Genomic DNA, 22,656 nt, shown 5'->3' on the forward strand with positions numbered 1-22,656 from the left:
GAGTGTCTACCCTGACAATCCTACGCATCCCGCGCCGCCTACCCTAGTCTCTTGACCAGACATCCTGTGATTCCTTTAAGCGTCACTGCTTAAGCTATCCTAGCGCTTCCTTCCTGTGCCGCACTCCTTGTCACAGGGAGTAATTTACCTGAAGCCATCATTAAAACAATGTATCAAGATCACACTTTTTAATTTGCAATTATCGCCAACAAACAAGTCCATGTTCTATAAAACAAAAAAATAATCGGCTACAAATCAAATCATTATAACTTCCCTCATCAATGGTCGATCTCTTACAACATCACTGGCAAAACCACCGTTGCTAAAATATTAACAAACAGTAACACTCAGCAACGTTTGTCATCATAAGGATCATTTTACTTCTAATGCAAGCCACCAACGTAAGCGGAGAGTGCTGAAATTTCATCATCACTGAGTTTAGCAGCCACCGAGCGCATCATGGCATTGAGGTCATTATTACGTGCACTGGAGCGAAATGCTTGTAACTGTAATTGAGTATATTGTGCATTTTGACCAGATATTTTAGGGAAACCAGATAAACGGGTACCATTACCGCGTGGGCCATGACAACTGATGCACGCGGCAATACCCCGCTCAGGATCACCAAAACGGTATAAAGGCTCAGCTATCGCAATGACATTTTTAGGGGTGGTATTGCCAGAAAGAGGCAGAGAGGAAAAATAAGCACTAAGATCAGCCATATCGGTAGCGGAGAGTGCAGCAGCCATACCCGCCATAACCGCATTACTACGACCTTGAGCGCCACTGCTGGTCACTGCTAATTTATAATCAGCAAGTTGCTTCGCTAAATAATCAGCATGTTGACCTGCTAACTTAGGGTATTGACCTATTGTTGCATTACCGTCACTACCATGGCATGCAACACAGGTGGTAGCTTTTAATTTACCCGCATCGACATCACCTTGTGCCCAAGCAGAATAACTTGCCACAAGGGTAAATATTAAAACTAATTTTTTCATGACATTCCATTTATAATTATAGAGCTTCCGTACCACAAGTAATGCTCAGTGACATGGTATACAATACGACCATAAACCAAACACGGTTTAATATATCTTAGACAATTTCACAAAAAAGCGCTTTTTTTACAACATAAGCGCTTGACGGAGTTAACAGTGAATCAACCTCTCAACTATAGAAATACCAGTTTTATCACAAGTGCACCGGATATTCGTCACTTGCCACAAGATGCCGGCGTTGAGATCGCATTTGCTGGTCGCTCCAATGCGGGTAAATCAAGTGCACTAAATCGCCTAACCGATCAAAAAGGTTTGGCTCGTACTTCCAAAACCCCTGGCCGTACTCAATTAATCAACATGTTTGAAGTCATTGGCGGCTGTAACTTGATTGACTTACCTGGCTACGGTTTTGCTCAAGTACCACTTGAACTCAAACTGAAATGGCAAAAAGCATTAGGTGAATACCTACAACGCCGTGAATGTTTACAAGGTTTAGTGGTTCTGATGGATATTCGTCACCCAATGAAAGATCTTGATCAGCAAATGATTAATTGGGCGATTGAAAGCAGTTTGCCAGTCTTAGTATTGCTAACTAAAGCTGACAAATTAAAAAGCGGTGCGCGTAAAGCACAAGTATTAAAAATCCGTGAAATGTCGAAAGAATTTGGCGGTAACGTTCAGGTTGAAGCTTTCTCTTCATTGAAAGGGATTGGCGTTGATCAAGTTCGTCGTAAACTTGATGAATGGTATGCACCAGAACTAGAACGTCAACGTGTACTGGCCGCTGACGATAGTGATGTTTTTAATCTACCCTCTGCAGAATAAAACCATTACACAATGCAATAAATAACATCTAGCCCCATCATTTTTGGTGGGGTTAATGGTGAACATTTCACTCGATAAAACTCATGATCACCACTTGCAGTACATCATCTTAAAAGACATCTATCGTCGTACTCCTAACGCTCCCCCGATTAAATTCTGCTAATCCAATTGATGACAACACATTATTTTAGACAAAAAACAAGTTTGCTAATTGTTAATAATTTAATCTTTTTGTGGAATAAAATTACATCATTGGTTGTTTAAAAAAAAACCAAAAAAAAAGCCATTCTCAATGTCGAGAATGGCTATTCCATGTCTTTGTTTGTCGGCTAGTGATCATCACTAACCCACAAAACCAAATATGAACAAGAAGCTGTGACTATTATAGCCTGCCCATTTTAAATTTAAAGTATTTGCTCTAAAAAATGCGCTAACAAATACAAATCAGCCTCAAAGATAGATCAACCAACCAAAAATAAGTGAGGCTTATCATAAAAAATCAGCAATCTTGTCACTTTAGTGTGAAAAACAAACACAAATAAGCCGCGATAAACATCGAGATAGAAATAATAAAACAGGAAATTAATGCGAGAATATCGTTATAACGCAGATAAATTTGATGTTGGCACCATAAAAAACGCCCCAGTCCAATAAATAGACTGGGGCAGCTGAATCAGCCAAATCCAATAACGTGAAACAAAAGGTCTGAAAGATAGAACATCTTACCTCTGTACCCTACGTCATCAACTGTATATCAATTGCTCAGTTTTTGGAAGTCTTTGTTGTAGTTTTTTTTCATAATATTGTAAGTAATTTTTACATAAGTGTTGTTAATTTTAACAAAAAAATAGCCAATCTTACGATCAGCTATAATTTTATAATCAAGATACAACCTGATTAATTAGTGAGCTTGATCCCAGTTATCGCCACAACCTGCATCGGCAATTAATGGTACGGCTAAGGTTGCCGCTTGCTCCATTAACTCGCGTACTTTAGCGGTAACGCTGTCTAATACTGAGGCTTCTACTTCAAACACCAATTCATCGTGTACTTGCATTAACAAACTAACTTGCCCTTGTGGTTGCTGTTGTACCCATTCATCAACCGCAATCATGGCTAATTTAATAATATCAGCCGCAGTACCTTGCATTGGGGCGTTAATCGCTGCGCGTTCAGCAGCTTTACGACGTAAGCCATTACGCGCTTTAATATCAGGAAGATACAAACGACGACCAAATAGAGTTTCAACATAACCTAACTCAGCCGCACTATTACGGGTACTTTCCATGTATTCTAAAACGCCAGGGTAGCGTTCAAAATACACATTCATATAATCTTGTGCTTCATTACGACCCATATCAAGTTGCTTGGCTAAACCAAATGCACTCATGCCGTAAATCAGTCCGAAGTTGATCGCTTTTGCACGTCGACGTTGTTCGGTACTCACATCATCAATCGCTAATCCTAAAATTTCCGCCGCCGTTGCTGCGTGAATATCTTTACCATGACGGAATGCATCCAATAACGCTGGATCACCAGAAAGATGCGCCATAATACGCAATTCAATTTGAGAGTAGTCGACAGCAAGAATTTTATAGCCCGGTTTGGCAACAAACGCTTGACGAATACGACGTCCTTCTTGATTACGAACCGGAATATTTTGCAGGTTCGGCTCACTTGAAGACAAGCGTCCCGTTACGGTTCCAGATTGGTGATAAGACGTGTGAACTCGACCTGTTGCTACATTCACCATTTTGGGCAATTTATCAGTATAAGTGGATTTTAGTTTTGCTAAGCCACGGTATTCTAATAATAATTTTGGTAATGGGTAATCTAAAGCAAGTTCTTGTAGCACTTCTTCATTGGTCGATGGTGTGCCTGATGGAGTTTTTTTAATAACTGGTAAAGCCATTTTCTCAAACAAGATTGCTTGTAATTGCTTAGGAGAACTTAAATTAAATTCTTCACCTGCTAATTCGTAAGCCAGTTTTTCAATTTCATCTAACCTTTGTGCCAACTCGATAGATTGCGCGCCTAACAAAGCACTATCAATATAAACACCAGTACGTTCCATACGAGATAAAACAGGGACTAACGGCATTTCAATCGTTTCAAACACTTTATTCAGCTTTTCATCAGCGGCAACTTTTGGATATAACGCATGGTGAAGGCGTAACGTAATATCAGCATCTTCAGCAGCATAAGGACCCGCCTGCTCAAGATCGATTTGGTTAAAGGTCAATTGCTTTTTACCTTTACCCGCAATCTCTTCAAAACTGATATTTTTATGCTCAAGATAACGCAGCGCAAGGCTGTCCATATCATGGCGACCGACAACGCTGTTATAAACATAAGATTCAAGCATGGTATCAAATTTAATACCCTGCATATCAATGCCATATCGCGCAACAATGCTGGCATCAAATTTTAAATTCTGACCGACTTTAGCTAAAGTCTTATCTTCTAATAATGGTTTTAATTGTGCTAACACCCAATCACGATCAAGTTGCGCTGGCGCATCTAAATAATCGTGAGCCACAGGGACATAAGCCGCTTTACCTTCTTCTACCGCAAATGAAACCCCAATTAAATTGGCTGTCATGTAATCAAGACCATCGGTTTCAGTATCAAACGCAAATACGTCGGCATTTTTTAACTGGGCTACCCAGTTATTAAAACTTACTTCATCAAGTACGGTTTCATAACCACTACGATCAATGGTTGGTGCAACAACTTTTGGCTCAGTTGTGGTGGTTGCGGCACTTTCATCAGCAACAATGCGACCATCACTGCCATCCAACATTTCAGTTAGCCAGCGACGGAACTGTAATTTACCAAATAATTCAGTCAGTGCGTCAGTGTCTGGTACGCCTTTGCATAATTGTTCAGGGGCAAGTTCTAATTCAACATCCAGCTTAATAGTCGCTAATTTATACGACATGTAAGCCGCTTCTTTATTATCAAGCAGCTTTTTAGCCATGGTTTTTGAGCCACGAAAGCCTAGCGGCGCAATATCATCAAGATTGGCATACAAAGTATCTAAGCCACCAAGACCTTGCAATAATGCTGTCGCCGTTTTTTCACCGACACCAGGAACGCCAGGAATATTATCAACCTTATCCCCCATTAACGCTAAGTAATCGATAATCAGCTCAGGGCCAATACCAAATTTGTCCTTAACGCCAGCGGCATCCATCACTACATCCGTCATGGTATTGATCAAAGTAACATGTTGATCAACCAGTTGCGCCATGTCTTTATCACCAGTACTGATCAATACCGGCATTCCCTGTTTAGAAGCCTGAGTTGCCAACGTACCGATCACATCATCCGCTTCAACGCCAGAGATCGCGATCAACGGCAATCCCATCGCCTTGATCACTGCATGTAATGGTTCAATCTGACCGCGAAGATCATCCGGCATCGGTGGGCGATTAGCTTTATATTCAGGGTATATATCATCACGGAATGTCTTACCTTTAGCATCAAAGATAACCGCAATACGATCAGTTGAAAACTGACGTAACATGCTGCGTAACATATTAACCACACCATAAATTGCACCTGTTGGTTCACCGTCTGAATTAGTGAAATTGGGTGCGGCATGGTAAGCGCGATAAAGGTAAGAGGATCCATCAATAAGGATCAATGGATTTTCAGGAATCGTAGCCATAGGGTTATTCTTATATCCGAGCGAAAGTAGTTCAGGTTAGGTCTATTATCGACCAATTTTATCCCTACACCACAGAAAAAATGCAATATTTACTAGAATGCCATGCTCAACCGCAACTGTTAACTGCTGTTTTGTGTTATTCGTCCATTTTCTGTGGATAACTTTGTTAGTATTTAATTTACTCCAGTTGATCGTTTTTTATCTGAAAATAAAAATTACTCATGATTGTATTTATTTTCATATACTTAATAAGAAAGCTTAAATTAGATCCTCGATCCCATATTGATCATTGATTGTGGACAACCTTAGCTAGATAATCTTAACCAAGCCAATAATAACAATAATATAAGTCTATTTGATTAGTTAGGATGCCATTATGAAGAAAATTGCGGTAATTTTAAGCGGTTCTGGTGTATTTGATGGAACCGAGATCCATGAAGCGGTATTAGCTTTATTGGCGATTGAGCAACAAGGAGCAAGCTGGCACTGCTTTGCTCCTAACATCGATCAACACCAAGTCATTAATCACCTTAACGGTCAGGTGAGTCATGAAACTCGTAATGTTTTAATCGAATCAGCACGAATTGCACGTGGCAATATTTCAAATGTCACTCAATTAAACATTAATGACTACGATGCACTACTGGTTCCTGGCGGATTTGGTGTTGCTAACAATTTATCTGATTTTGCCCTTCATGGCAGTGCATGTCAGATCAATGAAGACGTTAAACTGGCCTGCCAAGCTTTTGCTCAAGCCAATAAGCCTGCAGGCTATTTATGTATTGCACCAACATTGATCCCACAGATCTATGGCCCAGGCGCAAAGGCTACGATCGGTGATGATCCTGACACCGCAGCCGCATTTAACGCCATGGGGGGTGAGCATATTCAGTGCCCTGTTGATGATTTTGTATTGGATCAGAAACGACGTCTATTAACTACGCCGGCTTATATGTTGGCAACCAATATCAGTGAAGCGGCAACAGGGATTAATAAACTGGTACGAGAGTTAATAAAATTAGCCTAAGCGACATAATAAAAACTAACCACTTAAAAAAGAAAAAGCGACGCACTGTGTGATGCGTCGCTCAGCAGAAGTAGTAATCGGTTTTTAGCCCTACACTAAGCACCATTACCAAGCTGAAGTACACTGAAAGCAATGTGAGCAATGTCGTGCCCAAGCAACAGAAAAAGGGGTTTCTCTGTTGTTTGAAAGCCCGTTAATAATAACCATTCTCAACTAAGTTGCAATACTTAATTGAGAATAGTTTTCATTTGGAATAAAAACTGTTAGTTAACCTTCTTGGTAAAACATAATCGATAATCACATAATTGCCCTTTCTTTTCCATATTTTCAATAGCATAGCCATTTCTAAACAATAGCCGTAACATCGCTGGAAAACAGTTACGTGATTTAACGTTAATCACCGTATATTGTGATTGTGCCACTACCCATGCTTCTTGGGCTTCTAATAATTTTTGAGCAATACCCAGTCCACGTCCACAGGCTAATACACCCCCAAGCCAGCTATAAAAAACGTGATCAGATAAAGCATAACCAATTTTCACACCAACTAATTGTTGTTGATATTCAGCCACCAAAATCAACGCTGGCTGATGAGAAAATCGTTGCCGTATCGTCGTAGCATCAACACCAGAGCTTAATTCATTAATCCCTGCCAATACGGTAACCGCTTCATCTACCGTTCCAATCCGCACCACTATTTCAGTCATTATTAGCATCCCTTTATTGACTTAAAAAACGTAAAAAAAATCGGCCGCAGCCGATTTATTCTTTATTCTACAAATCAATCATCGCTATTTAATCACGCTTGCCGTATTCGGCAGTGATGATTGTTTTAATGTGGTTAGCTTATTAATTAAATAATTAAGCAGTACCCCATATAAAGGTACAAATAACCCCAAACTAATAATTAATTTAAAGCTGTAATCCACCAGCGCAATTTCAGTCCAATTTTGAGCCATAAATGCATCTGGGCTGTGATAAAACGCAATACTGAAAAAAGCGAGTGTATCAAGCGCATTACCTATAATGGTCGACGCTGTCGGTGCGATCCACCATTGTTTCATTTGGCGCAGGCGATTAAACACCGACACATCCAATATTTGCCCTAATAGGTACGCCATAAAACTCGCGATCGCAATACGGGCAACAAAAAGATTGAATTCGGCCAAATGAGCAAAGCCTTGATATTGGCCTTGAAAAAAAAGCACAGATAACACATACGACACAATTAGTGCTGGCGCCATTACCCGCCAAATAATTTTTCGTGCCATACCAGCACCAAAAATGCGTACCGTCAGGTCAGTCGCGAGAAAAATAAACGGAAAGGTAAACGCACCCCAAGTGGTGTGATAACCAAAAATAGTAAACGGTAATTGGACTAAATAATTACTGGAGGCGATCACTAACAAATGAAACGCAACCAAATATGATAATGCCTTGTGCTGTTGAGCTGCAGAAAAAACAGTTGTTGTTACATTAGATGTTATTGCGTTGGATTTGGATAAAGCAGTCATGGAAGACCTTTTTGTCATTGGGGGGAGGGAACCCAAACATTTTCATTGCCAGTGGTAACCACTAGCAACACCAGGGCGGCGATTATACAGCACAGCATTTATTTGCCTAGTAGTGAGACAATAACTGTTGAATAAAAATTAAATGCTCAATGTCATTTAAGGTCAGTAACTCCAACCACATCGATGCACTGTAATATTCAGCTTTAAGTAATAACTGGCAGCCTTCAACATCAATTAGCCATTGTTGAAGGTCGGCACTTGGCTCTTGCTCTATTAATATTGCATCTAGGCGCTGCAACAATACCTTAGCGACCGCTGGAAAATTATCAAACTCAAACAAAGGAAGCGTTATCGCTAACGTGCCTTGCTCAATATTTATTTCCGTTTGACTAAAATCATAATCCATTATTAGCTTCCATTAGTTATGTTCATCGACCGCCATTAAATGATCACCAATCAATTGTAAAAATACGATGCCAAATTTTTCTAACTTACGCTGGCCAACCCCATTAATAGCTAAAAATTCACCTTTTGAACTGGGTAATCGTTCTGCCATTTCCATTAAACTGGCATCATTAAAGACCACATAAGGTGGAATATCTTCCTCATCAGCAATGGCTTTGCGTAACTTACGTAACTTGGCAAATAATTTTTTGTCATACTGACGATTGGCCATTCGATCTACTTTACTGCTACGAACCGCAGTATCAAGCCGTGGCACCGCCAATGATAACGCCATTTCAGCACGTAATAATGGTCGCGCTTGCTCGGTGAGTTGTAACACCGAATTGCGGCTAATATTTTGAGTTAAAAACCCGCGATGAATTAATTGGCGTAAAATACTCACCCAATATTCATGGCTATAGTCACGTCCAATACCATAAGTGGTTAATTTATCATGGCCATATTCACGAATACGTTGATTTTGCATACCTCGTAAAACATCAATAACATAGGTAATACCAAAATTCTGATTCACACGGTATACACAGGATAAGGCTTTTTGAGCGGCTTCAACGGCATCAAATTGTTGCGGGGGATCAAGGCACACATCGCAGTTCCCACAAGGCTGACGTTGATCTTCACCAAAATAATGTAATAACACTTGGCGACGACAACTTTGCGCTTGAGCAAAAGCTCCCATCGCATGTAATTTATGTAATTCCACCTCACGCTGTGCATCATGAGGTTTTTCATCAACACAACGGCGTAACCACGCTAAATCGGCTGGATCATAAAGCAGCAGCGCTTCAGCAGGTAAACCATCGCGCCCTGCTCGTCCTGTTTCTTGATAATACGATTCAATGTTGCGCGGAATATCAAAATGGACCACAAACCGCACATTGGGTTTATTAATTCCCATCCCAAATGCGACCGTCGCCACAACCACGTGAATATCATCTCGCTGAAAAGCCTCTTGAACAGCGCTGCGTTGTTGATACTCCATGCCAGCATGATACGCCGCGGCACGAATGCCACTTTCACACAATTTTTCGCTAATCTGTTCCACTTTCTTGCGGCTATTACAATAAATAATCCCGCACTGACCGCGCACCGTCGCCAAATAGCGGCTTAATTGCGTTAACGGTTTATGTTTTTCCCAGAGGGTATAGCGAATATTAGGTCGATCAAAACTGCCTAAATAACAATGAGGATCGGTTAACCCCAAGCGACTAATAATGTCTTGTCGTGTTGCGTCATCAGCCGTCGCCGTTAACGCCATCACGGGCAACGGTGAAAATTGCTGTTTTAATAGCCCTAATGCTGCATATTCTGGTCGAAAATCATGTCCCCATTGAGAAACACAGTGGGCCTCATCCACTGCCACCATCGTTAAATCCAGTTGCTGCAACCGTTCAATAAAATCCCGCATTAACACCCGTTCAGGTGAAGCATAAACTAATTGCAACTCGCCATTTTGCATCGCATCAAACGTCGCTTGAATCTCTTCACGCGACATTGCTGAGTGAATACAGCCAGCACTGACACCATTGGCATTCAATTGGTCGACTTGATCTTTCATTAACGAAATTAGCGGTGAGATCACCAAGGTTAATCCCGACAGCATTAACGCCGGAATTTGATAGCACAGAGATTTACCGCCACCAGTGGGCATAATCACCAAACAGTCATTACCCGCAGTGATCGCTTCAATCACTGCTTGTTGGCCTTGCCTAAATTCTTGATAGCCAAACACATCCTGCAAAATTTCTTGGCTAGATAATAATGATGGCGTCACGGGCAAAGGAACAACAACAGACATAGTAAGACTCTTCGCTAAACAGGGCTGCCATTCTATACCTAAATGAGTAGTAGATGCGAGTTAGCCCCTCGCTTTGCTGATCACACTCTCATACTAAAAACACATATTCAGCGAGAGCCCAACTATATAACCACACCGAAAACAGCAGCACACTAACCGTTATCAATACCCTTTTCGGCCTCAATCCTTAGTTGCTGCTAATTTTATCCATTTTAGCGTATTCTCTTGTTCTACTTTTTCGACTACCGCTATCAATATATTAATTAACTAGATAATTAATAAGAAAATAAAACCATCACTATTTACTCATTTACTTATTTGTCATCGGTCAGTTATTCAACAACGGTTACATTAACCTCAACATTTAACGGTTTATTACTTAAGTTATCTTGGGTATTTATTTAGTTACAGTCATAACAACGGCTGTAATTCATTAAAACCGACATCTTTAATTAAAATATCACTAATAATTTTTAAAAATAATGAGATATACGGGGGTTTTTCTGCCATCATTAATCACATTAAAAGACTACATAGCGTCCCCCCTCTTTTGCGTTGCTGATTACAAGGATCTGTTATGCTCAAAATCACGTCAACACTATTACGTTTTGCCACCATGTGCAGTTGCGCAGTTCCGATCTTTACCGTTTCTGCGCAACAGCTGAGTGATAACATCATTCCTGAAACCAGCGTCGCTCAACAGCCATCACAATTAGTCCAAGGTAAACAATGGATGATTGCTAGTGCGAATCACTATGCCAGTGAAGCTGGAGCGGCAATGTTGCGTCGAGGAGGGAATGCCATTGATGCGATGGTTGCCACCCAATTAGTTTTAGGCTTGGTTGAACCACAATCATCCGGTATTGGTGGCGGTGGTTTTTTAGTGTATTGGGATAACGACAACCACCAAATGACGACCTTTGATGGTCGTGAAACCGCACCGTTTGCGGTCACGCCACGCTTATTTCAGGACAAAAATGGGCAGCCCTTAGCATTTTATGACGCGGTTGTCGGGGGCCGATCTGTCGGTACACCTGGTACGATAAAATTATTGTGGAATAGTCATCACCAATACGGAAAATTAAAGTGGAAACAACTGTTTCAACCGGCCATCAAACTGGCTAAAAATGGCTTTATTGTTAGCCCTCGTTTAGCTGCATTAGTCGCGAAAGATGCCACACACTTGCAACGCTGGCCTGTCACTAAAAATTATTTTTTTGATCCCCAAGGTCAACCGATTCAAGCGGGCCAAAAATTAATTAATCAACCTTATGCCGATACCCTGCGTAAAATTGCTGATTATGGCCCAAAAGCATTTTATCAAGGCGACATTGCACGCGAAATTGTTAATACCGTCCAAAATTCCGTTGGTAATCCCGGTGTCCTCAGTAGCATTGATTTAGCCAGTTATAAGGTTAAACAACGGGCACCAATCTGCGCGCCTTATCACCAATATCAAATTTGTGGTATGGGACCACCCAGTTCTGGCGCATTAACGCTTGGCCAAATAATGGCGATGCTCAATCATTACCCATTAGCTAAAATGGGCGCTAAGGATATTAATAGTTGGCGCTTAATTGGTGATGCATCTCGATTAGCGTTTGCTGATCGCGGCCGTTATATGGCCGACAGTGATTATGTACCGATGCCAACCAAAGGCTTACTTGATGCGGCTTACATTCATCAGCGGGCACAATTGTTAGCCACTAATAAAAAATTAACCACCGTCGATGCAGGATCACCACCATGGGATCATGCCAACCTTCAAACGACCGATGAAGCCATTGAATTACCGTCAACCACCCATTTTGCGATTGTAGATCGCCAAGGAAATGTGGTCTCTATGACCTCAACCATTGAAAACAGTTTTGGTTCACGGTTAATGGTCGGTGGCTTCTTACTCAATAATGAATTAACCGACTTTTCATTTCGCAGCCACATTGATGGCCAACCGATAGCAAATCGAATTGAACCGGGCAAAAGACCACGCTCGTCAATGGCACCGACAATTGTGATGCATAATAATCAACCGGTGTTAGCCATTGGCTCACCTGGCGGCAGTCAAATTATTGGTTATATTGCTAAAACCTTGGTAGCTTACATTGATTGGGGAATGGATTTACAGCAAGCGATTAACTTACCAAATATCAATAATCGCTTTGGTCCCTTTGAGCTTGAGCAAAATACCTCAGCCGCAGCATGGGCGCCTAAGTTTGAACAATTAGGTTATAAAACCGCAGTCAAAGATCTTAACTCGGGTATTCAAGCGATCAGTATTGCGCCAAAACAGTTAATTGGTGCCGCTGATCCGCGTCGCGAAGGTAAGGTTATCGCTCAATAGCAACCTCAACACATAAAAAAAGCCCACCAATGATTAACCATATAGGTCATCACTGGCGGGCTTATTTATTCTAAAGATATTATAGGGCGGTTAACTTCGCGTATTGGGTCACTAGCCACTTAATCCCTTCACCATTAAAGGCGACTTGCACTCGACTTTGGGCGCCACTACCTTCAAAGTTAATGATTGTGCCTTCACCAAATTTAGCATGCTGCACCCGCTGCCCTAAACTAAAACCGGTCTCATTGAAATTATTATTCACTTGAGTTTGGCTAAAACGGCCACTGCTCACCGGACGTGATACCTGCGCCTTCATTCGTACTTCCTCAACATATTGCTCAGGAATTTCACGAATAAAACGCGACGGTTTATGGAAATTATCTTTACCATATAAGCGGCGCATTTCAGCATAAATGATATACAGTTTCTTCATTGCTCGTGTCATGCCGACATAACACAAGCGACGTTCTTCTTCTAACCGATCCGCTTCTTCAATGGTACGTGAGCTTGGGAACATCCCTTCTTCAACCCCCACCATAAAGACAATCGGAAATTCTAGACCTTTAGCACTGTGCATGGTCATCAATTGCACCGCATCTTCAAAGGCATCCGCTTGACCGTCACCCGCTTCTAAAGCCGCATGGGCTAAGAAAGCAGATAATGGACTCATTTCAGCGGCTTCTTCTGGAATTTCAAACTGACGGGTTGCAGTGACTAATTCTTCTAAGTTCTCAATTCGTGCTTGCGCTTTTTCGCCTTTTTCTTGCTCATACATTGCCCGCAAACCAGAGTGACGAATGACATCATCCGTCTGTTGGTACATTGGCAATTCAGCGGTATCGTCTTCTAAGGCATTAATTAATTCGATAAAACGCTGTAATGCATTTGCCGCGCGTCCCGCTAGCACTTTTTCATCTAATAGCGCTAGACTTGATTGCCACATGGTTAAACCGCGATCACGTGCTGCTAAACGAATCGTCTCTAAAGTGCGATCACCCAAACCACGCGTCGGTGTATTAACTACCCGCTCAAACGAAGCATCGTCGTTACGGTTGCTGATCAAACGCAAATAAGACAGTGCATCTTTAATTTCTTGGCGCTCAAAGAAACGCATGCCGCCATAAATACGATATGGCATGCCCGCTTGAATTAAGGCTTCTTCTAATACTCGCGATTGCGCATTACTGCGGTATAAGAAGGCGGTATCACTGAGGCTTCCCCCTTGTTCACGCCACTCTTTAATTTTACCCACAGCAAAGCGGGCTTCATCGAGTTCATTAAAAGCAGAATACAAAGAAATTGGCTCGCCATCGCCATCTTCAGTCCATAAATTCTTACCCATACGAGCAGTATTATTGGCAATTAATTCATTGGCAGCATTAAGAATATTGGCAGTCGAGCGGTAGTTCTGTTCTAAAAATATCGAGGATGCGTTATTAAAATCATTTAAAAAACGCTGAATATTTTCAACTTGTGCGCCACGCCACCCATAAATAGATTGGTCATCATCACCGACGATCATCACATGACAATCAGGACCCGCCATTAACCGTAGCCATGCAAATTGAATATTGTTGGTGTCTTGAAACTCATCCACCAAAATATGTTTAAAGCGTGCTTGGTAATGCTCTCGAATATGTTTGTTATCGCGTAATAACTCAAACGAGCGCAGTAATAACTCGGCAAAATCAACCATCCCCGCACGATCACAGGCTTCTTGGTAAGCGGTATAGATACGTAACCACGTTTGCTCAACCGGATCATTATAGGTTTCAACGTGCTGCGGGCGTAAGCCTTCATCTTTCTTGCTGTTGATATACCACGCACCTTGACGGGCAGGCCAATGCTTTTCATCTAAATTCTGCGCTTTAATCAAGCGGCGTAATAACCGCATCTGATCATCAGAATCAAGAATATTAAAATCTTCAGGTAGGCGCGCATCCAAATAGTGGGCGCGTAACATGCGATGACATAAACCATGGAAGGTGCCATTCCACATACCTGCACTTGAGCCGTGCATTAATTCATTAATTCGACCCCGCATTTCTGCGGCCGCTTTATTGGTAAACGTAACCGACATAATCGAGTACGGTGATGCTTGTTCAACCGCCAACAACCAAGCAATGCGATGCACTAGCACACGGGTTTTACCGCTACCTGCTCCCGCCAATACTAGGTGATTACCCAACGGCGCAGCCACCGCCTCGCGTTGTTTGTCATTGAGGCCATCTAATAGAAGTGAAACGTCCATCGCTATCTACTGGTTATTTATACAATGGTGACGATTATACCAGCCCCGATAAAGATTGCTTCGATATCTTTGTATCGATTTTCGCAAAAACCAGAAACACAAAAACAACATCAACACTAAAATAATTAACATTCCAGTGTAATAAATATGGTGGTTACCCTGTCTATTATTCTGAAGGCGCATTAACGCCATTAAAAAAATACCAACGCGTAGCAAACCAACACTCAATCATAATCAAGGAACTATCATGAAAAAGACCAATATAGCCTTAGCATCAGCAATGACTGGATTAATTGCGTTAGCAGGAACATTAGCTTCAACAACCGCCGTCGCTGACGAAATGGGCAAAAAAATGGCTAAAGAAAAATGTTATGGCGTCAGTAAAGCGGGTAAAAATGACTGCGCTACTAAAACCAGCTCTTGCGCAGGCTCGGCTAAAGAAGATGCTCAGAAAGATGCGTTTGTGGTCGTTCCAAAAGGGTTATGTGATCGCCTCCATGGCGGATCAACTGAGGAAGCATAACTTGGTGGACTTTTCATCCCAGCAATCAATTGGGGTGGGCTTACGCTCACCTCATATTATTGAAATGATCACTCAACGGCCACAACTGGGCTGGCTGGAAATCCACAGTGAAAACTATTTCAACCCCCATTCATTAGCACGCCAACAACTACGCCAATTACAGCCTCATTATCCGATTAGCTGTCATGGTATTGGGCTGTCATTAGGATCCGCCGATCCACTTAATGTTCAGCATTTACAACAACTCAAACAATTAGTTACTGAAACAGAGCCGTTCTTAATTTCAGATCATCTCAGTTGGAGTTCAGTTGATGGTCACTATTTTAATGATCTCTTACCATTACCTTATACCGAAGAAGCCCTCAATAATTTTTGCGATAAAGTGATTCAAGTTCAAGATGTACTTCAACGGCCAATGTTAATTGAAAACCCATCAAGCTATTTACAGTTTCAACACTCAACCATTCCGGAGTGGGAATTTTTAATGGCCGTGCAACAACGAACAGACTGTGGGTTGTTATTAGATTTAAACAATATTTATGTCAGCAGTTTTAACCATGGTTTTGATTGCCAAACTTATTTAGCGGCTATTAATCCTGCAGTAGTGCAAGAGGTACATCTTGCGGGCTTTATTCGTAAACAACTGCCTCAAGGTGAAATCTGGATTGATACGCATAGCCAACCCGTCAGTGATGAAGTGTGGCTCTTATATCAACAGTGGGTTCACTGTCATGGTAGTGAGACGCCAACATTAATTGAATGGGATGCAGATATTCCACCCTTGGCAATATTATTGGCTGAAGCCGATAAGGCTCAAGCCATTATCGATAAGGAGTTAGCCAATGCCATCATCTGCAACCACGCCTAATTTGCAGCAATTACAACATCAGTTTGCGGCGGCATTGCATTATCAACCGCATGATTTAACCACCACTATCGTCAATGACCATTTCAGTGCAGAGCAACGACTACAACTGTACTGTAATAATTTTATTATTGGCTTAACCGATGTTCTGGCAGCTGTCTATGCTACCGTTAGCGCCATGGTTGGTGATGATTGTTTCAACCACCTCGCGCGACAGCACATACTTAATCATCCGTTATCACAAGGGGATGTCACTATTTATGGTGCTCACTTTAGCGATACTATCGCCGCTCAACCAACATTGGTTTCCACTCTGCCTTATTTAGTTGATCTCGCACGGCTAGAATGGCAACGCGATTGTGTCAGCCGTTTAGCTTGCCACGCTGGCAACTTACCACTGCAAAAATTACGTCAACTTGAACATCAAGCCAATTCTATTACTTCACAGCAATATTATTTTCATATTCCAACCTCAACCGACACCTTTAGCAGCCAATATGCGGTGGTGTCACTGTGGGAAATCGTTAACCATCCGCATTCAGATCAACACCAATTATTAGCAACGCTGGATATTAATCAGCCGCAAACCGCCCTGATACAACATTACCAATGGCAAATTTGGCAGCAGCATGTCACGCCAGAATTAGTCACTTTAGTCACTGATTGTCAGCAGCAACGTCCAATTGCTGCGTTAACAACAACGCAATTAGATCTACTGCCACAGTTATTACACCACCACTTAATTGACGATATTCGTAAGGTTAATAGTGATGATTAATTTTATTCGTACCATCGACACTTTTTTTCAACAACTCGTACAACCGCTGCAACCATTACTGTTACTTTTTAGTCGCGTTTGGGTTGCCATTGCGTTCTTTAAATCAGGACTGATCAAATATGGTAGTTGGGATAGCACTCTGTATTTATTTGAATACGAATATCAGGTGCCTGTCTTACCTTGGCAATGGGCGGCCTATAGTGGAACAACGATTGAATTAATAGTGCCGATTTTTTTAGTGCTTGGACTATTCGCACGGCCGATGGCCATACTATTATTTGGCTTTAATATTATTGCGGTAGTGTCATACCCCGCTTTATGGCCGCAAGGGTTTTATGATCACCAATTATGGGGAATGATGTTATTAGTTACTATATTCTGGGGCGCAGGTAAACTCTCAGTCGATCACTGGATAAGCCAGCATTATCGAAATAGCAATATCATACCGTAAACGGCTAAGCACCCAACAAGGCTAATCGCACTGGGTGCTAAATCGTGGACATTTACTCTGTCGTTAAGCCGACTAATGGTAATAATTCAGCAAGCGCACTAATTTCAATATCAGGTAAACAATTACTCGGGGTCGACGTTAATACTCGCGACTGGTCGTTATACCAACAAGCTTGTAAACCCTGTTGTTTGGCACCAAAAACATCTGTATGTAAATGATCACCAACATGCAAAATTTGCTCAGCCGGAATATTTAAATGATTAATCGCACAGGTAAATAAATCAGCTTTCGGCTTAGCTAACCCATCGCGTCCTGCTTGGTAAATAGCACTAAAATAATCGGCCAAACCAATCTGTTGCGGATCGACATTACCATTAGTGATCCCGACCAACGGAACTTTAGCACTCAACAATGCCAACACACGGTGAGTTTCAGCGGGAACATCAACTTTGTTGCGCTCAACTAGCACCAAATCTAACCCTTGGCGGGCCGCTAATTCAGCATCTTTAAGCCGCCATCCCAACTGCATAAAGTTAATTTTTAACGCTTCATAACGCCACGCACTGACATCATGACTCAAACTAGAATCAACCGCAGCAAGTTGTTGTTTTAAGCGTTGCCAATCATCACGGCTGATCACCATTGACGCGGGTAATAGCTGTGCTAACCAATCAAACATCGCTTGTTCTGCACGCACGATCACCGGATGGTTATCATACAAGGTGTCATCAAGATCAAAAGTAAGGGCGTTAATCTGGCCTAACTGACGATAAAACTGCATGGGAGTTCCTGAGAGTGAACACGCGATAAAACACTAACGGCGTTTCGCGCGTGGGTGAGCAGCATCATAGACTTTGGCTAAATGCTGAAAATCAAGATGGGTATAAATTTGAGTGGTGGTCAAGTTTGCATGACCCAATAACTCTTGTACAGCACGTAAATCACCACTAGATTCCAACATGTGGGTTGCAAAACTATGCCGTAATTTATGCGGATTAATATGACTGGATACGGCCTGTTTCTGGCCCCATTCTGCCATTCTTTTTTGTACATTACGGTTTGAAATGCGATGGCCGAGTTTAGACACAAATAACCCTGTTTCATCAGCGTGGGCAATATTGTCACGCAACTTGAGCCAATTCGCTACCCACTCACGCGCCAAACCTGAAAAAGGCACAACCCGTTCTTTATCGCCTTTACCAATAACCCGCAAATCACCTTTAGTTAAGCTAATATCACGGACATTCAAATTAACCAATTCCGATAAACGTAATCCGGCACCATACATTAATTCCATCATCGCGCGATCACGAATCGCTAATGGATCGTCATCCTTAACCTCAAGTAATTGATTCATTTCATCAACATCAAGGTTTTTGGGTAACGGACGTGCTTTGCGTGGTGCAGCCACGCCTTTAGCTGGGTTGGCCGGCAATAGTTGCTGATGCACCATATAATCAAAAAAACTGCGTAAAGCTGACAACCGCATTGCTAAACTACTGGCTTTAAGACCACTACGCATACCTTTACTGGCTATTTGGCGCACCCAGCCCGCATCAACTTGCTGCCAGTTTTCAACCCCTAGCTCTAGCAATTGTTCTGCAATACAAGTTAATTGACGTTTATAGTTCTGTTGCGTGTGCAAACTCAGTTCACGTTCACTACGCAAATATTCATAAAAACGAGCCAGAGGTTGTTCAAAACTTGGGGGAAGCGTATTCACATAAACCTCGATCATGAGTGTCATTGATAACAATGACCCTCGTTAAAGATCATTATTGAATAAATTGGCCATCAAACACATGGGCAACGGGACCGGTCATAAATAACGGTTTGCCTTCACCTGCCCAGCGAATATATAAATCACCACCCGGTAAGCAGACTTTAACATTTTCATCGAGTAAACCTTGGCTACGACCAACAGCAACAGCGGCACAAGCACCACTGCCACAAGCCTGAGTTTCACCCGCACCACGTTCATAAACACGTAATTTCACGGTGCCGCGATCAATCACTTCCATGAAACCTGCGTTCACTCGCTCAGGGAAACGTTCATGAGATTCCAGTAATGGCCCCAGCTTTTCAACCGCAGCTGTCGCCACACTATCGACAATCGTGACACAGTGTGGGTTACCCATGCTGACAGCACCACAAAATAACGTTTGTTCACCAACACGCAATAAATAGGTTTTTTCTGCCTGTTTCGCTCGCATCGGAATTTTAGCGGGTTCAAAATTAGGGGCGCCCATGTTAACCGTAACTTGGCCGTCACTTTCCAACTTCAATATCATTTTTCCTGCTTTAGTACTCACGGAAATATGGTATTTGTTGGTTAAACCTTTCATTGAAACAAAGCGAGCAAAACAACGGGCGCCATTGCCACATTGTTCGACTTCACTACCATCAGCATTAAAAATACGGTAATGAAAGTCCGTTTCAGGATCATAAGGCGGTTCAACCACCAATAATTGGTCAAAACCGATCCCACGATGACGATCCGCTAAACGGCGAATCGCATCCGGTGAAAAAAATACATTTTGTGTTACACAATCTACAACAACAAAGTCATTGCCGAGCCCATGCATTTTGGAGAAGTTAATCTGCATGATGTTCCTTAATTATTAAGCATCAGTTGCGACGACAATCATTCAACGAGATATTCATGCTGCCAAAGTTGGTCTAACGTTTCACGAGCACGCACTAAATGTACTTGCTCACCATCAACCATCACTTCAGCAACACGAGGGCGAGAATTATAATTAGATGCCATCACGAAACCATAAGCACCCGCAGACCTTACCGCAAGTAAGTCATTTGGCGCTAAGCATAAATGACGATCTTTACCAATAAAATCACCGGTTTCACAAATAGGCCCCACTAAATCATAACACTGACGCTCACCCTGACGTGGGATCACTGGCACAATATCTTGCCAAGCGGAATATAATGTCGGCCGAATTAAATCATTCATCGCCGCATCAACAATGGCAAAGTTTTTATATTCAGTATGCTTTAAAAATTCCACTTTGGTCAGCAATACACCCGCATTCGCAGCAATCGCTCGCCCTGGCTCAAAAATTAATTCAAGTTCAGGATAAGCCGCCAAACGAGATAACAATGCGGTCGCATACTCTGCGGGTAATGGGGGTTGTTCATCGTTATATGTCACCCCTAAGCCACCACCGAGATCCAAATGTTTAATCTCAATTCCAGCCAATTTTAACTCATCAACTAATGCTAACAACCGTTCAGTTGCATCAATAAAAGGTTTCACTTCCGTCAACTGAGAGCCTATATGGCAATCCATACCGACCACATTAAGATACGGTAATTGGTGCGCTAATTGGTAAACGTCCAGTGCACGTTCACGCGCAATACCAAATTTATTATCGCGCAAACCCGTTGAAATATAAGGATGAGTATTAGCATCAACATCTGGGTTAATGCGTAATGAGATCGGGGCAATTTTCCCTAATTGACCCGCCACATAGTTTAACCTATCTAATTCAGGCTCAGATTCAACATTAAAACATTTAATTCCCAGCTCAAGTGCACGTTGCATTTCTTGCGCTGTTTTACCCACGCCAGAAAAAACCACTTTAGCCGGATCGCCGCCCGCTGCTAAAACACGTTCTAACTCACCCAAAGACACGATATCAAACCCAGAACCTAACTGTGCAAGGACATTTAATACCCCAAGGTTAGAGTTTGCTTTTACCGCATAACAAATCAAATGTGGATGGGTCGCAACCGCTTGATCAAAGGCATGCCAATGGCGTTCTAACGTTGCTCGTGAGTACACATACAGCGGAGTGCCATATTGTGTTGCTAACTTGGCCAATGCGACGTCTTCCGCCCATAATTGCCCATCTGACTGGTAATTAAAATAATCCAATGTTGTCCTTCCCTGTCTGGTTGACGATTAAACTGCGACGCAATCACCATCGCAGCTAACTTATTATTGTGGCTGATGTTGTTGTGGTGCGTCTTTTGGCATGTAAAGTGGGCCACTTTGGCCACAGCCAGCTAAAATTAACGATCCTAAGACCAAAATTGCTAATAAACCTTTATGCATAATTCAAAGCCAGTGATTATCCGTCCAATGACCTCTATAATCGCACCAAGAACAAGAAAAGCAATAGGACGCAATAGGATGAATGATACTGAATTCCACCAACTGGCCGATCTCGCTCTAATGCAGATCGAAGAAGGCATCGATGAATCCGGTGTTGATATTGAACCAGAAACCACTGGCAACGTGCTTACACTTGAATTTGCCAACCGTAGTCAAATTGTGATTAACCGCCAAGAACCATTACACGAACTATGGTTAGCTTCAAAATCAGGTGGTTACCACTTTAAATACACCGGTAATGAATGGCGTTGTACTCGTAGCAATACCGAATTATTTGCGCTATTAAAACAAGAATGCAGCTTACATGCAGGTGAGACTGTCACTTGGTAATATGCTTTTGTTGCATTACAGCCATAAAAAAAGCCTTCAATAATGAAGGCTTTTTTTTCGATACAGTACAAACAATAAGATTAATTAAAGCTAATGCCATTATTTGTCGATTCAGTATTATCCTGACGGCGAGACACTTGGCCACTCTTAAACGGCAATACTTGTAGCTCACCTTTGTCGTTATGTGCGATATCGTAAAACTGAGGTAAATTAAAGTTAATAAAATTAGCACTATAACTAAAACGATCTTGCGATGAGGTATAAAAACGGTTTACACCATGCACCATCTCATCTTTATTGCCATTGCATTGGCGATACACTTCCATTTGATTGGTTTCATCTAAAATGTAGATATTAAAACCTTGCTCACAATCTTCAAAAAAGAACTGAATCAACCCTTCACTGGCATAAGCATCAACAATTTCCGGTGGATGCGGCTCATCGGTTTTACCCATCACCACTTTAGGAATATCACTGACTTTATTCGATGAAATACAGCTATAAAAATCGACTGAATTTTCCAATCGCTGTACAGAAACACCACGGCGTTCAAAGAACAAACCATAGGTTTCATCAGCCATATGCACCGCTTTAAAACGACGTCGTTTTTCTTCTTCAACGGGTTTTAAGCGCATTTCAATACACTCAGCCACCAATTGATAGACCACGTTACGAATTA

Annotated in this window: 21 protein-coding genes; 8 read left to right on the forward strand and 13 right to left on the reverse strand. The window is 41.9% G+C overall.

Annotation, left to right across the window (positions count from 1 at the left end):
* Positions 1-383 precede the first annotated feature (383 nt).
* Positions 384-1,001 carry a c-type cytochrome gene (locus Q0V26_RS09690; RefSeq protein WP_297481263.1) on the reverse strand — a complete coding sequence of 206 codons (618 nt, stop codon included), beginning with the start codon at positions 999-1,001 and terminating at the stop codon, positions 384-386.
* A 156-nt stretch (positions 1,002-1,157) separates the two neighbouring features.
* On the opposite strand from Q0V26_RS09690, the gene yihA reads away from it, so the two are divergent.
* The gene (yihA, locus tag Q0V26_RS09695) at positions 1,158-1,826 is read left to right on the forward strand and encodes a ribosome biogenesis GTP-binding protein YihA/YsxC (RefSeq protein ID WP_080158851.1); all 669 of its coding nucleotides are present in this window, start codon (positions 1,158-1,160) and stop codon (positions 1,824-1,826) included.
* Positions 1,827-2,727: 901 nt separating this feature from the next.
* Here yihA and polA read toward each other — a convergent pair.
* Positions 2,728-5,499 carry a DNA polymerase I gene (gene polA / locus Q0V26_RS09700; protein ID WP_080158850.1) on the reverse strand — a complete coding sequence of 924 codons (2,772 nt, stop codon included), beginning with the start codon at positions 5,497-5,499 and terminating at the stop codon, positions 2,728-2,730.
* Between the two features lie 376 nt (positions 5,500-5,875).
* Between polA and elbB the strand changes: the two genes are divergently transcribed.
* Positions 5,876-6,526 (forward strand): isoprenoid biosynthesis glyoxalase ElbB, encoded by a 651-nt coding sequence (elbB, locus tag Q0V26_RS09705; protein ID WP_080158849.1) that lies wholly within the window; start codon positions 5,876-5,878, stop codon positions 6,524-6,526.
* A gap of 263 nt (positions 6,527-6,789) precedes the next feature.
* Here elbB and Q0V26_RS09710 read toward each other — a convergent pair whose 3' ends face one another.
* The 4 genes from Q0V26_RS09710 to recQ form a co-directional block, all read right to left on the reverse strand.
* Entirely contained in the window at positions 6,790-7,233 is a 444-nt protein-coding gene (locus Q0V26_RS09710; protein WP_297481268.1) for a GNAT family N-acetyltransferase, read from the reverse strand.
* A gap of 84 nt (positions 7,234-7,317) precedes the next feature.
* The gene (locus Q0V26_RS09715; RefSeq protein WP_297481271.1) at positions 7,318-8,040 is read right to left on the reverse strand and encodes a 7-cyano-7-deazaguanine/7-aminomethyl-7-deazaguanine transporter; all 723 of its coding nucleotides are present in this window, start codon (positions 8,038-8,040) and stop codon (positions 7,318-7,320) included.
* A gap of 106 nt (positions 8,041-8,146) precedes the next feature.
* Positions 8,147-8,446, reverse strand: a complete 300-nt coding sequence (locus Q0V26_RS09720) for a DUF3630 family protein (protein ID WP_080158846.1) — start codon at positions 8,444-8,446, stop codon at positions 8,147-8,149.
* Positions 8,447-8,458: 12 nt separating this feature from the next.
* A complete protein-coding gene (gene recQ / locus Q0V26_RS09725; RefSeq protein ID WP_080158845.1) occupies positions 8,459-10,303 on the reverse strand; it encodes an ATP-dependent DNA helicase RecQ in 1,845 nt (614 codons plus the stop codon).
* A 616-nt stretch (positions 10,304-10,919) separates the two neighbouring features.
* Here recQ and ggt point away from each other — a divergent pair.
* Entirely contained in the window at positions 10,920-12,644 is a 1,725-nt protein-coding gene (ggt, locus tag Q0V26_RS09730) for a gamma-glutamyltransferase (RefSeq protein ID WP_297481295.1), read from the forward strand.
* A gap of 79 nt (positions 12,645-12,723) precedes the next feature.
* On the opposite strand, the gene uvrD is transcribed toward ggt, so the two are convergent.
* Positions 12,724-14,895 (reverse strand): DNA helicase II, encoded by a 2,172-nt coding sequence (gene uvrD / locus Q0V26_RS09735; RefSeq protein WP_297481275.1) that lies wholly within the window; start codon positions 14,893-14,895, stop codon positions 12,724-12,726.
* A 247-nt stretch (positions 14,896-15,142) separates the two neighbouring features.
* On the opposite strand from uvrD, the gene Q0V26_RS09740 reads away from it, so the two are divergent.
* The 4 genes from Q0V26_RS09740 to Q0V26_RS09755 are packed head-to-tail and all read left to right on the forward strand — an operon-like array spanning position 15,143 to position 17,512.
* Entirely contained in the window at positions 15,143-15,418 is a 276-nt protein-coding gene (locus Q0V26_RS09740; RefSeq protein ID WP_080158842.1) for a DUF2282 domain-containing protein, read from the forward strand.
* Entirely contained in the window at positions 15,393-16,286 is an 894-nt protein-coding gene (locus tag Q0V26_RS09745) for a DUF692 domain-containing protein (protein WP_297481280.1), read from the forward strand. Before Q0V26_RS09740 ends, Q0V26_RS09745 begins: the two co-directional genes overlap by 26 nt.
* Positions 16,261-17,061: a DNA-binding domain-containing protein gene (locus Q0V26_RS09750; protein WP_107276925.1), complete on the forward strand. Its 801-nt coding sequence runs from the start codon at positions 16,261-16,263 to the stop codon at positions 17,059-17,061. Before Q0V26_RS09745 ends, Q0V26_RS09750 begins: the two co-directional genes overlap by 26 nt.
* Positions 17,054-17,512 (forward strand): DoxX family protein, encoded by a 459-nt coding sequence (locus tag Q0V26_RS09755; RefSeq protein WP_297481284.1) that lies wholly within the window; start codon positions 17,054-17,056, stop codon positions 17,510-17,512. Before Q0V26_RS09750 ends, Q0V26_RS09755 begins: the two co-directional genes overlap by 8 nt.
* A 52-nt stretch (positions 17,513-17,564) precedes the next feature.
* Here Q0V26_RS09755 and yigB read toward each other — a convergent pair whose 3' ends face one another.
* From yigB to Q0V26_RS09780, 5 genes are all read right to left on the reverse strand, one after another.
* On the reverse strand, positions 17,565-18,293 hold the full coding sequence (yigB, locus tag Q0V26_RS09760; protein ID WP_080158838.1) for a 5-amino-6-(5-phospho-D-ribitylamino)uracil phosphatase YigB: 729 nt from the start codon (positions 18,291-18,293) through the stop codon (positions 17,565-17,567).
* A 33-nt stretch (positions 18,294-18,326) separates the two neighbouring features.
* A complete protein-coding gene (gene xerC / locus Q0V26_RS09765; protein ID WP_107276923.1) occupies positions 18,327-19,250 on the reverse strand; it encodes a tyrosine recombinase XerC in 924 nt (307 codons plus the stop codon).
* A gap of 37 nt (positions 19,251-19,287) precedes the next feature.
* Positions 19,288-20,118 (reverse strand): diaminopimelate epimerase, encoded by an 831-nt coding sequence (gene dapF, locus Q0V26_RS09770; RefSeq protein ID WP_080158836.1) that lies wholly within the window; start codon positions 20,116-20,118, stop codon positions 19,288-19,290.
* Positions 20,119-20,156: 38 nt separating this feature from the next.
* Positions 20,157-21,407 carry a diaminopimelate decarboxylase gene (lysA, locus tag Q0V26_RS09775; protein ID WP_080158835.1) on the reverse strand — a complete coding sequence of 417 codons (1,251 nt, stop codon included), beginning with the start codon at positions 21,405-21,407 and terminating at the stop codon, positions 20,157-20,159.
* Between the two features lie 63 nt (positions 21,408-21,470).
* Positions 21,471-21,587, reverse strand: coding sequence for a lipoprotein (locus Q0V26_RS09780; protein WP_080158834.1), 117 nt, complete (start codon positions 21,585-21,587; stop codon positions 21,471-21,473).
* Between the two features lie 78 nt (positions 21,588-21,665).
* Between Q0V26_RS09780 and cyaY the strand changes: the two genes are divergently transcribed.
* The gene (cyaY, locus tag Q0V26_RS09785; RefSeq protein WP_080158833.1) at positions 21,666-21,977 is read left to right on the forward strand and encodes an iron donor protein CyaY; all 312 of its coding nucleotides are present in this window, start codon (positions 21,666-21,668) and stop codon (positions 21,975-21,977) included.
* An 80-nt stretch (positions 21,978-22,057) separates the two neighbouring features.
* On the opposite strand, the gene Q0V26_RS09790 is transcribed toward cyaY, so the two are convergent.
* Positions 22,058-22,656, reverse strand: a 599-nt coding sequence (locus Q0V26_RS09790; protein WP_297481293.1) for a class I adenylate cyclase, incomplete at its 5' end; no start/stop codon positions are given.

Source organism: uncultured Photobacterium sp. (genome assembly GCF_947039875.1).
GTDB lineage: Bacteria > Pseudomonadota > Gammaproteobacteria > Enterobacterales > Vibrionaceae > Photobacterium.

Bases quoted from the DNA above. Each gene is read 5' to 3' on its own strand.
- Q0V26_RS09690 (WP_297481263.1), bottom strand. From the start codon at position 1,001: ATGAAAAAATTAGTTTTAATATTTACCCTTGTGGCAAGTTATTCTGCT.
- polA (WP_080158850.1), bottom strand. From the start codon at position 5,499: ATGGCTACGATTCCTGAAAATCCATTGATCCTTATTGATGGATCCTCT.
- elbB (WP_080158849.1), top strand. From the start codon at position 5,876: ATGAAGAAAATTGCGGTAATTTTAAGCGGTTCTGGTGTATTTGATGGA.
- Q0V26_RS09710 (WP_297481268.1), bottom strand. From the start codon at position 7,233: ATGACTGAAATAGTGGTGCGGATTGGAACGGTAGATGAAGCGGTTACC.
- Q0V26_RS09715 (WP_297481271.1), bottom strand. From the start codon at position 8,040: ATGACTGCTTTATCCAAATCCAACGCAATAACATCTAATGTAACAACA.
- Q0V26_RS09720 (WP_080158846.1), bottom strand. From the start codon at position 8,446: ATGGATTATGATTTTAGTCAAACGGAAATAAATATTGAGCAAGGCACG.
- recQ (WP_080158845.1), bottom strand. From the start codon at position 10,303: ATGTCTGTTGTTGTTCCTTTGCCCGTGACGCCATCATTATTATCTAGC.
- ggt (WP_297481295.1), top strand. From the start codon at position 10,920: ATGTGCAGTTGCGCAGTTCCGATCTTTACCGTTTCTGCGCAACAGCTG.
- uvrD (WP_297481275.1), bottom strand. From the start codon at position 14,895: ATGGACGTTTCACTTCTATTAGATGGCCTCAATGACAAACAACGCGAG.
- Q0V26_RS09740 (WP_080158842.1), top strand. From the start codon at position 15,143: ATGAAAAAGACCAATATAGCCTTAGCATCAGCAATGACTGGATTAATT.
- Q0V26_RS09745 (WP_297481280.1), top strand. From the start codon at position 15,393: ATGGCGGATCAACTGAGGAAGCATAACTTGGTGGACTTTTCATCCCAG.
- Q0V26_RS09750 (WP_107276925.1), top strand. From the start codon at position 16,261: ATGCCATCATCTGCAACCACGCCTAATTTGCAGCAATTACAACATCAG.
- Q0V26_RS09755 (WP_297481284.1), top strand. From the start codon at position 17,054: ATGATTAATTTTATTCGTACCATCGACACTTTTTTTCAACAACTCGTA.
- yigB (WP_080158838.1), bottom strand. From the start codon at position 18,293: ATGCAGTTTTATCGTCAGTTAGGCCAGATTAACGCCCTTACTTTTGAT.
- xerC (WP_107276923.1), bottom strand. From the start codon at position 19,250: ATGATCGAGGTTTATGTGAATACGCTTCCCCCAAGTTTTGAACAACCT.
- dapF (WP_080158836.1), bottom strand. From the start codon at position 20,118: ATGCAGATTAACTTCTCCAAAATGCATGGGCTCGGCAATGACTTTGTT.
- Q0V26_RS09780 (WP_080158834.1), bottom strand. From the start codon at position 21,587: ATGCATAAAGGTTTATTAGCAATTTTGGTCTTAGGATCGTTAATTTTA.
- cyaY (WP_080158833.1), top strand. From the start codon at position 21,666: ATGAATGATACTGAATTCCACCAACTGGCCGATCTCGCTCTAATGCAG.